Source organism: Microcoleus sp. A003_D6 (assembly GCF_036702825.1).
In the GTDB taxonomy this organism is placed as follows: Bacteria; Cyanobacteriota; Cyanobacteriia; order Cyanobacteriales; family Microcoleaceae; genus Microcoleus.
Genome location: NZ_JAUBWA010000011.1, coordinates 18,420 through 31,940 on the forward strand (window position 1 = coordinate 18,420; position 13,521 = coordinate 31,940).

The following is a 13,521-nucleotide window of genomic DNA, read 5'->3' on the forward strand; positions in this document are numbered from 1 at the left end:
AATCTAGCGGTAATTTGTAAACTGCAAAGCCACCGGATAATCTTCTTGTTTCAAGCGTTGAATTACCGACTGCAAATCATCCTTATCCTTTGCAGACACCCGCACTGCATCTCCTTGAATCGAACCTTGAATCTTCTTAAATTCATCGCGAATTAACTTAGTAATCTGTTTGGCGATTTCCTGAGTTAGCCCTTTTTTAAGTTTAATTTCTTGACGCACGCGACTGCCGCTAGCAGGTTCAACTTTGCCGTAATCAAAAATTTTCAAAGATAAATTCCGCTTGGCGGCTTTAGTTTGCAAAACAGTGTGAATCGCATCGAGAGTAAATTCGCTGTCCGTATTGACATTAATTGATTCTTCGCCCAATTCCACCGTAGTTTTGGTGTCTTTCAAATCGTATCGGCTTTGAATTTCCCGCACTGTTTGGTCAACAGCGTTAACTAATTCTTGCCGATCGAACTCGCTGACAATATCAAAGGAATAGTTAGCAGCCATAAATTAGTAATTGGTAATTGGTAATTGGGCATGGGGCATGGGGCATGGGGCATGGGGCATTGGTCAGTAGTCATTGGTCAGTAGTCATTGGTCAGTAGTCATTGGTCAGTAGTCATTAGAATTAACAGTGACAACTGACAACTGACAACTGACAACTGACAACTGACAACTGACAACTGAAAATTAGCCATTAACAGCCATCAAACTGAAATAGAATAAAGTAGCTGTGCAAGAAGAACTAATCGCAAACATGAGCGATCGCCCCAGCGGCACATTCAGAATATAGAAAACCGAAAACAACAACCGGGCGATCGTAAAAGCGATCGCAGCCCAACCCGCCGCCTCCGAATCAACCCCCGTCACAAAAGCCATCAAAGCCGCCGCTGAAAACAGCATAAACGTCTCAAACGAATTTTGGTGAGCCCAAGTTGCCCGCTGAGCGTAAGCAGGCAACCTCTCAAACATAGCGCGGGGCGCTGCTTGGTCGTACCCTAGCTGCAAGCGGGCGAGGGCAACCACCAAAAACGGTGCATAAACCAGCGCAGCAGCAGCAGCAATACAATCAAGCAGAATAACCGACACAGGCAATCCCAACAGCATCATCCGCCTCGCAGTTCAATCAAAATAGAACAGAGTAACCACCTTGCGCTGTTCCTCCGCATCCTGGCAAGTTTTCAGCAAAGTGTGGCTTTCGTGAAAAGCAAAACAGATCAGTTGCTGACAGCGAGAAATAATCTCCTGATTGCACATGGCGCTTGCTTCCGGGAGAGACAAGCTATCATTTTTGGGATTTTCTACCAAATGTATCACTTGTTCGAGTTGGTCGCGAGACTCCCGGGGCTGGCGGCTCATGCTTTGCGGCAAAATCACTGTCAGCAGATTAGGATCTGCTCGCATTGCCCCCCGAATCGCGGCTGAATTGGTGCCTGTAGCGCCAGAAGTGATGAGCTGATTGCCTCCCAGAACTATGGCGTAGCTCAGCATCTCAATTAGCTGCTGGTGGGTAATAGGAACGTGGCGAGAACCCAAAAGAGCAATCCGCTTGGAGCTGGTTTGCTGGATCGCCGCAAGTTCTTGTAAAAAATCATCTACTCTGGGTAACTCAATTGATTGACTCAAAGAATTTATTAAATTAAATAAAACTACGTTGTGGATTTTAGCAGACTCACTAGCCATTGCCGCCAAAAAGAAGTTAAGAATTGCTGATTTACGAGATTTGACGAGAGGATGGGGAGATTTGAGTTCGCCTGAAGGCAGAATGTCTGAAGGCATTCGGCAGCCGGAGATCAAGGTAGAATTCAAGAAAAATTGAGAATTTAAGAATTTTGGCTTTTTATTTATTTAAACAAAAAATTCTCTCTGCCGATCGCCCACTGCCGAATACCTACTTCCCTCAGATCCGGCTGCCGAATATCTTCAGATCCGGCTGCCTTCTTAATGGACTCGATCGCCCAAGCCCAAGGATGCCATCATGCGGTCAAGGTCAAAATGTTCTGCCATTAGCTCAGTAACGCATTCCACCTTGATGCGTTCGTGCAGGCGCACGTTGCCAAAGGTGCTGTCGATAATTTCTACCGTGGTTAAGGTATCCAAATCAACAGACAAAACTGGAATTTCCATTTCTTCTGCCCTGCCGATCACCAGGGGAGAAGGAGGCAAGTGACCTGTCAGAATTAAACACTGAGTCGAGCTCTCCAGAGCCGCTAGCTGAATGTCCGTGCGATCGCCCCCCGTCACCACCGCCATATTTCTCGCTTTGCGGAAATACTTAAGAGCAGAGCTAACATTCATCGCGCCAATTGTCAAGGTTTCCACCATCAAGTCCAAACGGTCTTGACGGCAGAGCACATCAGCTTTCAATTGGTGCACCAATTCTTTGACGCTGACACTGCGCAGCAAAGCGCTTCTCGGCAGCATTCCCAAAACTGGAATGCCCGCAGCCTCCAGAAAAGGCAGCACAGTCGCTGTTACGGATTCGAGTTTGTCCGAGGGAACGTCGTTGAGCACGACGCCCAGCAACCGCGAACCCAAACGCCGCTTAGCCGACAGCAAATCGTCTACATACATATCGATCGGGCGTGCTACCAGCAGCACAGAGGCATCAACTGCCTCAGCGACTTGAGGCAAAGACAAATCAAACAGACTGCCTTCCTCCAAATTAGCGGGGCCTTCTAACAGCACCAAGTCTCCGCTGGGAGCTTGCAAATATTGCGCTAAAGACTGGCGGTAATCTGTCTTGTCTTCTCCCCGCAAACGCTTGTGAACCGTCTCTTCGTCCAAATACAGCAGTGTTGAGGGCATCTGACTTTCTGAGAGATTCAGCGTCTCTACCGCGAACCGCACGTCTTCGTCCTCGATCCCAGCTCCGGGCGAGCTGAAACAGGTTCCCAGAGGTTTGCCGTAGGCGACGGCCAGTTTTTTTGCCCGGAGTCCGAGTGCCATCCCCAGGGCGATCGCGGACTTGCCGCTGTAAGCTTTTGTGGAACCGATCAGCAAATATTTAGTCAATTTGGGTACGCCTTCACTCCTCAATTTGCACCTGTCTATTTCAATAAATTTAGTTTATTCAACAGTATTTCTGCACTGCGACTCAATTTCGCAATACTATAGTATACTCGATTTTGTCGCTTTTGCGCAGACATATTTTTTTCGGGCAATTTTTATTCACCTGTTCGCAACCCTTTTCTTGGCATTTTTTTTAGCCGTTTTTTCAGAGTGTTTTTTTTAGGGACGGTTTTTGATAATTATTTCTCGCTCGTAATTTTATTCATTGTTTTACATTCCTACAAAAATAATCGTGTTGCGTAATTACACAGTGTTACCGAGCAGTCGAAAATGAAAGTAACGCGGATAGAAGTCCGGGACATTATCCCTCTTGCAAAAATAACTAGGACGGGCTCTCCGGCCCATCCCACAAAATTTTTTTTCTTGTGGAATGGGCCCCAGAGCCCGTTCCAAAATTTGATTAAAAGGATTTTTGCAAGAGGTCTATTATCCCTGCAAAAGCTTTTTTACGGCATTTACAGCAAGCAGTTTATATTGGTAAAAAAAAGGTATTCGGTAGGGAGACAGAAGGGTCTGTGTCCTAATCTGTTTTGCATATAATTGAAAATGGATATAGCGGTTCTCAGATAAATGAGGTATACAGAAACCCTGTATTGTCACGCTCTCCAGGTCAAAATTCGTACCTCGCCTTTTTGATAAAGGCTATATGTATTATTAGTTATTAATTATTAAGCTGTTCTGCATTGAAATTGGCTGTCAAAAAACAATCAAACTCTTGTGGGGAGTAGGGGTTGGGCTTCTAGCCCGCCCCGAATATGCAATTTAAATGCGCGACAGCTTAGTGCGATCGCTCTGTTGTTCAAACTGATATCTTGCACTGGGAGCTATAAGCTGTTTAGGAGCGGGATGCTAGCTTCTAAACACATAAATTGTCGGGTGGAGTGGGCTGGCATTTCGGCCGCTGTTCGGGCTGATTGCGATGCCAGCCCGATCGGAGTTCAAGGGCTGTAGATTGAGTTTCGTTGGTCGGGCCTACTGCGTTTTCCTCTCAGCTACCGAGCCGCAAAAGTTGAACGAAATCGGAAGGCGCGATCGCATCTGTATCGCACTCAACTGAAAACGGCTGTAGATTTGCTGCAAGCGGTGGGGATAAGTGCTTACCCCCAAAGAGATGCTTGAGAATAATGCAAGAACTCAGTTACTATTAGGCTTCTCAAATAGGACTGGCGCACCAATCATGCAATGTCGCCGTCGTGCCGTTACACTATTGGTGCGCCAGTTATAGCGCCAGTCAATTGCGGACTTTCGGGATCGCGGGTGCGGCGAAAGTTAATCATCCATCCGCATCAGCTTGCGGTAAAACGTTTTAGAAAAATCGACGGTACGAGTCCGCTGAAAAGTCAGGAGTACCTCAATTAAGCAACTAACAAACTCAGAGCTTTGCATAGTCACTTCGTAGCTGAGTTCAGCATTGCCGTCAAACAACACCCGACAGCGGGTCAAATCGATCGGCAGCGACGAGATATTCCAACTAGCGACAAACGGTACATCCTCGCCGCCGTCAATTTTTCTTGCCCCCTCCAAACTTTTGAGCTTGTAGAGGCCAATAGCGTGCGGCAAAAACTTCCGCCTGGGCTCTTGACAGAAAGGCGCGTAGACTTTCACTTCTTTGTCGTCGGCTGGCTTCAGTTGAGGAAGAGACATATTTCCACATCCTGACAGTTAGTTGAGATCATCTGAAAAAACTAGCAGATATTCCGGGTCGATCGCAAGCAAAAGTCAACCCAAATACTCTATACAGTGCTAGTTTACCCGGGCCGTACAAGCAGCGGGCTCTCCTGCAAGCGTGCCAGCGTCGGCTTTCGACAAAAGCCCAGAAACTGATACAGTAAATACTTATCTCTAAAATCAAAAACTATTGGTGGTTGAATCAAGTAACCTATGCAGCAGAGTTCTTGGCCAGAAAACGACGCTCGCAGCGAGCTTAACTTGGACATCTCTGATTTAGCTCAAGAAGAGCTCAAGAGTTTGACCTCGAACTCGAAGCTCGGCAAAGTATTTGCTATACCAGACATTGGCGACAGGGTGTTTGACGCGGAAACAAAAGCTCATCTCCCGGTTGCGGTGTCTGTGCCCGGATCTCCCTCTTTTCCTCAAAATCTGTACCGGGGACGCCGGGGGAAAGCCGCCGCAGTGCTGACTGCGATTTGGGTCGGGACGATCGCCCTGCACTTGATTTCTTGGGGTGCGTGGGTAGTGTGGGGGTTGACGGGACTGCTGTGGATGCACGCATTTCGAGTTTTGTTTGCTTCGCCCAAGCCCGCACTGCCGCCTCTTGCCGATGAAAGTCGAGAAGATTGGCCTTACGTGTCGCTGCTGGTGGCTGCGAAAAATGAGGAAGCGGTAATTGCCCGATTCGTAGAATCAATCTGCAATTTAGATTATCCGATCGACCGCTACGAAGTTTGGGCGATCGACGATCGCAGCAGCGACAGCACGCCCCTAATATTGGAACAGCTAACCAAACAGTACCCGCAGCTCAAAGTATTTCGCAGAGAAGAGAATGCCAGCGGTGGCAAGTCGGGAGCCCTGAATCAAGTTTTGCCGCTGACTCGCGGGGAATTTGTGGGAATATTTGACGCCGACGCGACAGTAACGCCGGATTTGCTGCGCCGGGTGCTGCCGGTGTTCGATCGAGAACAGGTAGGGGCTGTGCAAGTCAGAAAAGCCATCGCCAATGCTTCGGTAAATTTGTGGACTCGCGGCCAAGAAGCAGAAATGGCCCTCGACAGTTTTTTCCAACAGCAGCGGATTGCGATCGGCGGCATTGGAGAATTGCGCGGTAACGGCCAATTCATGCGCCGCACCGCCTTGGAACGCTGCGGCGGCTGGAACGAGGAAACGATTACCGACGACCTGGATTTGACGGTGAGGCTGCACCTAGACCGCTGGGACATTGAATTTCTCGCTTTCCCCGCCGTGTCAGAAGAAGGAGTCACTAACGCTCGGGCCCTGTGGCACCAGCGCAATCGCTGGGCAGAAGGTGGCTATCAGCGTTATCTTGACTACTGGCGGCTAATTGTTCGCAACCGCATGGGAACTGGGAAAACTTGGGATTTATTTGGATTTTGGGTATCTCAATATTTCTTGCCCACAGTAGCGCTACCCGACTTTTTGATGTCAATTGCGCTGCGCCGGATGCCGATCGCCAGTCCCCTAACTTTTATGACCCTTACTTTGTCGGTGGTCGGAATGTTTGTCGGTTTGCGCCGCACTCGCAAAGAGACCAAATTTGACGTAAGGCGAGTTTTTGTCACGTTGCTGCAAACGCTGCGGGGTACTGTGTATATGTTCCACTGGCTGCTGGTAGGGATTGTAACGGCTCGGATTTCTCTGCGGCCCAAGCGGCTGAAATGGGTCAAAACCGTCCATCAAGGCACTGCTAGCATCAATTGACAATTAGCACAAATATCTCCGAACAGTATTGCCAAAAGTCCGAAGATTTCCGAAGACAAAACAACCACCAATGATGACCAAATGTGTCCCCGCCACAGCCACCTGTAAAATTTGGCAGTTTTCGGAAAAAACACTCCAAAACAGCTTAGGTAATAGGTAATAGCGAATAAGTAATCGGCAATACAAAAGTGGAAAATTAAAAGATAAAATCCATAATTTTTAACTTTTAACTTGACAAAAAACCAATTAGTATCTATTAATTATGAATTGCCAATTACAAATTGCTTGTTGCCAACTACCCGTCACCCGTAATTGATAATGGATTTGTTAGAGTACCAAGCTAAATCTTTATTTCGCCAGATGGCAATTCCGATTTTGCCGTCGCAGCGGATTGACAATCCCGCCGACCTCAAAGGACTGAAAATTCCCTACCCAGTTGTACTCAAGTCGCAAGTGCGGGCTGGGGGACGGGGCCGGGCGGGCGGTATCAAGTTTGTGGAAAATACGATCGATGCAGTAGCTGCCGCCCAAACAATTTTTAATTTGCCGATCGAGGAGGAATATCCCCAAGTCCTGCTGGCAGAAGCAAAGTACAACGCCGACCAAGAATTTTACTTAGCGGTACTCCTAGACCCCATAGCGCGCCGCCCGGTTCTTTTGGGTTCGAGACAAGGAGGTATGGATGTCGAAGGGTCGATCGACCAAATGCAGCAAGTTGCGGTAGACCAGGAATTTTCGCCATTCTACGCGAGGCGTCTGACGCTGAAAATGGGATTGCAGGGAGACTTGATTCAATCTGTCAGCACGATTGTCGAAAAAATGTACCGGCTGTTTGTCGAAAAAGATTTAGATTTAGTAGAAATCAATCCTCTCGGCATCAGTCCGACGGGAGAGGTAATGGCTTTAGACGGTAAAGTCACCGCCAACGACGATGCCTTGGGGCGGCATCCAGATTTGGCCGCACTATCGGGCAAGAGGCAAAACAGCGGGTTGGCACGGGAAAGGAGAATTCCCCATGCCCCGGGCGATCGCCCCCATTCCCACTCGAAGGTTCAGCACTCGCCGGAGTTTGACCCCAAATCTCAATCCCCAATCTCGAATTCCGAATCCCTGCAATTAATCGAACTAGACGGGAATATTGGGATTTTGTGCAACGGAGTGGGCCTGACAATGGCAACTCTGGATGCTGTAACCCACCAAGGAGGAAAACCAGCTAATTTTGTGAATATGGGTTCCCTAAACCGCTACGACGGGGCAACTGCCCTGCGCGATCGCGCGGAGTTGGGTCTGGAGTTAGTCGCTCAGGATAAAAGCGTTAAGGTGATACTTGTAAATATTTTGGGCAGCGCCTCCAAGAGCGAGGAAATCGCAGCCGCAGTAGCCGGGTATTTGGAACGGAAAGCTCGCGCCAACCGCCACATCCAAGTTGTGCTGCGCCTGGTAGAGATCGATGCTGCTGTTAAAAAGCGTTTGGGACAGTTGCCGGTGCAGCTAGCAAGCTCTTTGGATGAGGCTGCGGCCACCTCTGTATCCTGGGCCAAGTAGAGCGGCAGTGGCAGTCGATCGGCAAAAGACGAGAGTTATGCACAGACGAAGGCCTTCTGCTTTTTAAAGATCGAGTGTCAAGTGGGAAAACATGAATTTAACTCCTGAAAGCAAAGTCCTAGTACAGGGCATTACAAAATCTCCCGCGTCAACCCGCGCCGCCCTGATGATGAAAGCATACGGCACGAATGTAGTCGCCGGTGTCAGTCCCGGTCGGGGGGGGCTGGATTTGGAGGGAATTCCGATTTTTGATTTGGTAGAAGAAGCCGTGGCGGCAGTGGGTCACGTTGACACTGCGGTAATTTTGGTAGACGCTTACTCGGTGCTGGATGCGGCTCTAGAAGCGATCGCCGGAGGAATTCGGCAAATCGCGATCGTCACTGGGGGAGTGCCTCCTCTGGATATGGTGCGCTTAGTCAGAAAAGCAGAAGCTACCGAAACTTTGGTGATCGGGCCCAACAGTCCGGGGATTATTGTTCCCGACAAATTGCTGCTGGGAACTCACCCCAAGGAATTCTACACTCCCGGCCCGGTGGGAGTGATCAGTCGCAGCAGCACTTTGACTTACGAAGTTGCCCTAGAACTGACTGAGGCGGGGTTGGGACAGTCGATGGCGGTTTCTATTGGCTGCGACGCCATTGTCGGTTCTTCTTTTATGCAGTGGCTGCAAATTTTGGACGAAGACGACAGTACCGAGGCGATGGTTTTGGTGGGGGAAGTTGGCGGGTGGAGCGAACAAGCTGCTGCTTCTTACATCGCCTCGGCGATCGACAAACCCGTAGTTGCTTATCTGGCGGGCCGCTACGCTCCCAAGGGGCCGTCTTTAGGCCACGCCGGCATCCTGATCAGTTCTCGGGCCGCTGCCCAGAAAGCCTTTGGAGTTACGGCCCAAAACAAAATGGCTGCTTTTGAAGAGGCGGACATACCTGTGGCGGCTCGACCTTCGGAGGTTCCTAAGTTGCTTAAAAAATTGCTAAAGAAAAATTGATTGCTTTCGGAGTTTTCACAAAAGTCCTAACCCTCTTGGGGGTTGGGATAGGGGTTAGCCAGGGGCGGGTTTGGTCTCAAAAGTGTCTGCCGAATGCCACAACAGCCGCTTCAACCCGCCCCTATGACACATTTACGATTTTTTTACCACAGCCCTCGGACTGGCGTCACAGGCTGCGGTGCGGGTGCTGGCAAGGGTGCGGTGCGGCGCGGCGCTGGAGGCGGAGTTGTTGGCGGAACGCTGCGCCGAGGTTCGATCGGACTTTCGGTGCGAGTTCTTTCAGTTGTGCTCGTTGTCGATCGCATCACATCTTGAAGCAGGCTTTGCATATTTCCGGCTAAACTCTGAACTTTCCCAACAGCGGCGCTAATGCTGGCAACATCCACGTAAACCTCCGCTAGAGGATACTTTTTCAGGATTTCCAGCAGCGATACCTTACCGTCATCCCCGGCCGCCAGCATCATCGCCGCCCGCAGAGCTTTGCCGCTTTCTGTGCGGCGCTGAGTCCGAATTGCTTGACCGATTTCGTCAGTGATTTTCTCTCCCGGTGTGCTGTAAACTACCCTGGCCAGATTAGCAGGCTTTAAACCGATTTCTAGACCCATGAACCCCCGCAATACTTGCGCGTCCATTTTGGAAAACCGGATAATTTGTTGGAGGCTTGGGGTCGTCGTGCCGTCTTTAGCAAAGTCTTCTAAGTCGGTGATATTGATGGTTTGTCTGATCGGGCCAAATGTGAGGACAACTTTTTCGGCCGCTAATGCTGTACTGCTGCTAGATAATATGCTCGCGCTTGCTCCTAAAAGAAGGGCAAAGCCGATCGATACAAATTTTGTTAATTTCATATTCACTTTCACTGCTCGATTAAAATTATTTTTTCGAGATTTGTATATTATAGATGCAGCCGTTATATTCTACAAGGTCGCCAGTATAATTTGTGCCCGCGTCACACCCACAATCTCGATCGAGTTTTTTTCTCGCTCTTGACTTGAAGAATAAGTCACCACATCTGTCGAAATATTTTTGCTTCTATTCCTTCTGAATTTTACCTTCTAAATCTCCAGCATTCTATATCAGAGTGTCTTCCGCCTTTTACATAAGTGCCTTATAAAAATTCTAGGAACGGCCCTGACGGGAGGACGTTCTTAATTGCACAAACATAAGGGATCGATTGCTTCTTCTTTGTCTATTAGGCAACTAAATCCCTCGTCCTTCTTCCCTCCTTCTTCCTTCTTCCTGACATCCGTGACATCCGTGACATCCGTGACATCCGTCGAGCGAATCCGTTGCCGAACTTCCCTCTTCCTTCTTCCTTCTTCCTTCTTCCTTCTTCCCTCTTCCTTCTTGCTTCTGCTATATGTTAAAAACCAAGCGCAAATCAAAGAAATCCAAACGCAAGCACAGCGAAAAAACAACAGCGCTCAGCAAAAAAGAACTAGCCGCACAAAAACGCAAAACTTCAGAAAAGCGCAATGAATTAGTGCAGGCGATCGCCATAAGCTGCTTAGTCAGCGCTGCTATCAGCATCCCCCTGTTGTTCGTAGCCCCCGCTAAGATTGCTATTGCAGGAGGCGCAGCCGTCGCCATCTTGCTGCTTTCCTACAAATACCCCCGTCAAGCTTTGTGGACTTTTCTAATTTACCTGCCTTTCAGCGGTACAATTACCTACGCAATTGGTGGCGGGAATGCTGCATTTCAAGTAGCCAAAGATGCTTTCTACATACCTGCTCTCATCGCCCTAATTCAAAGCTGCAAAAAGAAACAGTTACCCCTGTTCATTCCCAAACAAATGCTTTCTACATTCAGCATCCTGTTGATGATGGCAATGCTGACTTTAATTTTTGTCAACGGGGAGATGCAGCTCAACCCAATGAAGGGCGACAAACCAATTCTGCAAGGAATTCTCGGCTTAAAAGTATTGATAGGTTACATACCGCTGATGGCTTGTACCTATTATCTGCTCCGCACAAAGAAGGATTTGGTGTTTTTTAGTCGAATGCACATCGTTTTGGCGATCGTTTGCTGCCTTCTCGGTTTGATTCAATACCTGTTGCTGCAAAGTGGAAAGTGTGCGGGCACCCGAGGAATGACTGGAGAAGAATTATATAAAGCAACGCTGCAAGCTAGATGTTTTGTCGGCGGTTCTTTGGTATTCAGTCCCGAAGTCAAGTTTGTCCGCTTGCCGGGAACTTTTGTAGCCCCTTGGCAGTGGGCGTGGTTTTTAATTTCTAATGCTTTTTTAACCTTTGCCTCTGCCTTTTGCGATCCTTCATTCTGGTGGCGAGTTATCGGTTTATTTGGCATGGCATTAGTATTTGCCAATGCAGTTATTTCCGGTCAAAGAGCTGCTTTAGTTATGGTTCCAGTTGCCACGGCAATCTTGCTAGTGCTCACTGGTCAATTAGTTAATTTCAAACGATTTATTCCCATCGGTGCCGGACTGGCGATTCTGCTGTTTGTCGGTGCAGCTATTAACCCGGGAATTATCGAGCAGCGGTGGGAGAGTTTTGTTAGCCGCTGGAATGCTGCACCGCCCCAGCAGTTTCTCTTTAATCAGTTCGAGCAGAGCAACAATTTTATCATTGACAGGCCTTTCGGTAGAGGTGTGGGACGAGCGACTAATTCAACGCGGATATTTGGTACCACGCAGCTAATTGAAACTTTCCAACCTAAATTGATCTACGAACTCGGTTATCCGGGAATGATTGCTTTTCAAATCATGGTTTTACACTTGGCTTTTCTAACTTTTAGAGCTTACCGCTCTGTCAAGGACAAAAGTTTGCGGAGTTACGGAGCTAGTTTTTGGGTGTTTGTTGCATTTATTACGATCAATACTCAATACTATCCGCTGGATGTAGATCCAGTCTCCGTGTATTATTGGGTTTTAGCTGGGGCGATTTTAAAGTTGCCCAAAATTGACAAACAGGTGCAGGATGAAAAACACCAGGAAGTTGAGTCAAGTGAATTGCAACTTCACCAGCAATTTAAGGATAAAAAAATTATTGCATCGGCTCCCATTTGACAGTCTTGGACGCAGAACCTCTATATTGCAGGTTTGCAGTGTGTACCTTACTGCTATAAGTAGCACATTAAACCAGTTGTTCCGTAAGTCATGTATTAATTAACCCATCACTTTACTGCGGTTGCCAAACTGGAGTGCCAGCATTCAAATCCTTGTCGTTTGTCAATTTAGTCAATCCAGAACCGTCGCGATTAATGACATACAAGTTGCTTTTGTCGCCTTGGGCTTCATTAAAAGCAAAAGCAATTTGCTGGCTGTCAGAAGACCAAGCTAATTCAAAAATTCCAGACAGTTCTAGCCGAGGAGCTAGTTGATTTAGCTGGTCACCCTTAGCATTGATTGTGTATAGTTTTTTATTGTTGAAGTCTCCCGCCAAGAAGGCAATAAGTTGGCCATCGGGCGACCACGAAAGTTCGTTGTAGTTTCCGGGTTTTTGGGTGAGGTTCTTGGCTGTCCCCCGGTTAATATCAAGCAGGTAGATATCCTGCTTTTCCCCGCTCAAATCGCCCGCTTTGCCCCCATAGTAAGCAATGCGGCTGCTATCGGGCGACCAAAATAGTTGGCCGCTATAAACCTCATTTTGCGGGTTGTTAGTGAAATTTTTGAGGTTTGTGCCGTCTGCATTAATCGTGTAAATTTGCTGTTTGGGATAAGCGCCGAACAGGAAAGCAATTTTTGTGCGATCGGGCGACCAAACAAGTTCGCTACTGGATGTATAGTCGCCGGGACTTTTGGTTAATTTAGTCATGCCCGAACCGTCAGCATTCATTTTGTAGATATTTTTATCCTTAACAAATGCTACCTGCTGGCCGTCTGGTGAAAAATAGAATGCCGATGAAATTTCCGTTTTAGGTGGCTCTCCCCCTACTTCCCAATTCCGAACTAATTTAGTTCCTTTAAGGCCAGAAGTGTCGCTTATATAAAGTGACTCACTGCCGGGATCATCTGAGGTAAAACCGTTGCAATAACGGGCAAAAACAAGTTTTTGGCTGTTGGAAAACCAAACTATTTCAAAATTAGCTGCTTTGCAAGACTCCCCAGCAAACTGTTTAGTTAGCCCGGAACCGTCAGCCTTAACTGTATAAATGTCCGTATCGCCACTCACGAAAGCCAGCCGATCGCCATTGGGCGACCAAACTAGGGTATAGCTAACATCTATGTTTGGGGCAAGTTCGCGGCGGGAGGAACCGTCAGCATTGACTGCAAATAAACTTGTTCTAAACTCGCTGCCGCGCATCTGGAGAGTCACAAACGCCAGTCTGCTTGGTTTTTGGGCTGCGGTTGTCGGAGTGCCCTGAAGGCTCAAAAACAAGGTGATTGAGAGTGTTAGGGAGATTAGGGCGATCGGCCAAAACCCCCATAACTTATTGAACCGGAAAAGTTGCAGAATTTGCAACCAGTTGTTCGGGATCGGGGAAGATGCCCGTCCCACACTCAACTGAAACTCTTGTGGAACGGGCATCTTGCCTGTTCCATATCGCAGCGGGAAATGCAAGTTAAAACGCATTTT

At 48.1% G+C, this 13,521-nt stretch carries 12 protein-coding genes; 4 read left to right on the top strand and 8 right to left on the bottom strand.

Translation table 11 applies throughout. The features are described from left to right. Positions 1 to 3 precede the first annotated feature (3 nt). The 5 genes from QUB70_RS05275 to ebsA all read right to left on the bottom strand — a co-directional run bounded on the left by QUB70_RS05275 (position 4) and on the right by ebsA (position 4,704). Entirely contained in the window at positions 4 to 495 is a 492-nt protein-coding gene (locus QUB70_RS05275) for a YajQ family cyclic di-GMP-binding protein (protein ID WP_332978794.1), read from the bottom strand. A gap of 183 nt (positions 496 to 678) precedes the next feature. After that, positions 679 to 1,095 (bottom strand): MAPEG family protein, encoded by a 417-nt coding sequence (locus QUB70_RS05280; RefSeq protein WP_332978905.1) that lies wholly within the window; start codon positions 1,093 to 1,095, stop codon positions 679 to 681. Positions 1,096 to 1,110: 15 nt separating this feature from the next. Continuing rightward, complete coding sequence (locus tag QUB70_RS05285; protein WP_039887610.1) at positions 1,111 to 1,614, bottom strand: hypothetical protein; 504 nt, start codon at positions 1,612 to 1,614, stop codon at positions 1,111 to 1,113. Between the two features lie 315 nt (positions 1,615 to 1,929). Next, positions 1,930 to 3,027: a phosphotransacetylase family protein gene (locus QUB70_RS05290; RefSeq protein WP_332978795.1), complete on the bottom strand. Its 1,098-nt coding sequence runs from the start codon at positions 3,025 to 3,027 to the stop codon at positions 1,930 to 1,932. A 1,302-nt stretch (positions 3,028 to 4,329) separates the two neighbouring features. Beyond that, entirely contained in the window at positions 4,330 to 4,704 is a 375-nt protein-coding gene (ebsA, locus tag QUB70_RS05295) for a type IV pilus biogenesis protein EbsA (protein WP_332978796.1), read from the bottom strand. A gap of 237 nt (positions 4,705 to 4,941) precedes the next feature. Here ebsA and QUB70_RS05300 point away from each other — a divergent pair, with 237 nt between their 5' ends. The 3 genes from QUB70_RS05300 (at position 4,942) to QUB70_RS05310 (ending at position 8,989) form a co-directional block, all read left to right on the top strand. Next, a complete protein-coding gene (locus QUB70_RS05300) occupies positions 4,942 to 6,456 on the top strand; it encodes a glycosyltransferase (RefSeq protein ID WP_332978797.1) in 1,515 nt (504 codons plus the stop codon). Between the two features lie 318 nt (positions 6,457 to 6,774). Then, entirely contained in the window at positions 6,775 to 8,001 is a 1,227-nt protein-coding gene (locus QUB70_RS05305; RefSeq protein ID WP_332978798.1) for a succinate--CoA ligase subunit beta, read from the top strand. 91 nt (positions 8,002 to 8,092) lie between these two features. After that, on the top strand, positions 8,093 to 8,989 hold the full coding sequence (locus QUB70_RS05310; RefSeq protein WP_332978800.1) for a succinate--CoA ligase subunit alpha: 897 nt from the start codon (positions 8,093 to 8,095) through the stop codon (positions 8,987 to 8,989). A 143-nt stretch (positions 8,990 to 9,132) separates the two neighbouring features. Here the strand turns inward: QUB70_RS05310 and QUB70_RS05315 are convergent, their stop codons facing one another. After that, the gene (locus tag QUB70_RS05315) at positions 9,133 to 9,834 is read right to left on the bottom strand and encodes an alpha/beta hydrolase (protein ID WP_332978802.1); all 702 of its coding nucleotides are present in this window, start codon (positions 9,832 to 9,834) and stop codon (positions 9,133 to 9,135) included. A 300-nt stretch (positions 9,835 to 10,134) separates the two neighbouring features. After that, positions 10,135 to 10,371, bottom strand: coding sequence for a hypothetical protein (locus tag QUB70_RS05320; RefSeq protein ID WP_332978803.1), 237 nt, complete (start codon positions 10,369 to 10,371; stop codon positions 10,135 to 10,137). On the opposite strand from QUB70_RS05320, the gene hpsL reads away from it, so the two are divergent. Continuing rightward, positions 10,347 to 12,011: a hormogonium polysaccharide biosynthesis protein HpsL gene (gene hpsL / locus QUB70_RS05325; protein ID WP_332978804.1), complete on the top strand. Its 1,665-nt coding sequence runs from the start codon at positions 10,347 to 10,349 to the stop codon at positions 12,009 to 12,011. The genes QUB70_RS05320 and hpsL overlap by 25 nt on opposite strands. Positions 12,012 to 12,123: 112 nt before the next feature. Here the strand turns inward: hpsL and QUB70_RS05330 are convergent, their stop codons facing one another. Further along, on the bottom strand, positions 12,124 to 13,473 hold the full coding sequence (locus QUB70_RS05330) for a DPP IV N-terminal domain-containing protein (RefSeq protein ID WP_332978805.1): 1,350 nt from the start codon (positions 13,471 to 13,473) through the stop codon (positions 12,124 to 12,126). Positions 13,474 to 13,521 lie beyond the last annotated feature (48 nt).

What these genes read in the sequence shown, in the direction of transcription:
- QUB70_RS05305 (WP_332978798.1), top strand. Translation starts at nt 6,775, where the DNA reads ATGGATTTGTTAGAGTACCAAGCTAAATCTTTATTTCGCCAGATGGCA.
- ebsA (WP_332978796.1), bottom strand. Translation starts at nt 4,704, where the DNA reads ATGTCTCTTCCTCAACTGAAGCCAGCCGACGACAAAGAAGTGAAAGTC.
- hpsL (WP_332978804.1), top strand. Translation starts at nt 10,347, where the DNA reads ATGTTAAAAACCAAGCGCAAATCAAAGAAATCCAAACGCAAGCACAGC.
- QUB70_RS05330 (WP_332978805.1), bottom strand. Translation starts at nt 13,473, where the DNA reads ATGCCCGTTCCACAAGAGTTTCAGTTGAGTGTGGGACGGGCATCTTCC.
- QUB70_RS05315 (WP_332978802.1), bottom strand. Translation starts at nt 9,834, where the DNA reads ATGAAATTAACAAAATTTGTATCGATCGGCTTTGCCCTTCTTTTAGGA.
- QUB70_RS05275 (WP_332978794.1), bottom strand. Translation starts at nt 495, where the DNA reads ATGGCTGCTAACTATTCCTTTGATATTGTCAGCGAGTTCGATCGGCAA.
- QUB70_RS05280 (WP_332978905.1), bottom strand. Translation starts at nt 1,095, where the DNA reads ATGCTGTTGGGATTGCCTGTGTCGGTTATTCTGCTTGATTGTATTGCT.
- QUB70_RS05300 (WP_332978797.1), top strand. Translation starts at nt 4,942, where the DNA reads ATGCAGCAGAGTTCTTGGCCAGAAAACGACGCTCGCAGCGAGCTTAAC.
- QUB70_RS05310 (WP_332978800.1), top strand. Translation starts at nt 8,093, where the DNA reads ATGAATTTAACTCCTGAAAGCAAAGTCCTAGTACAGGGCATTACAAAA.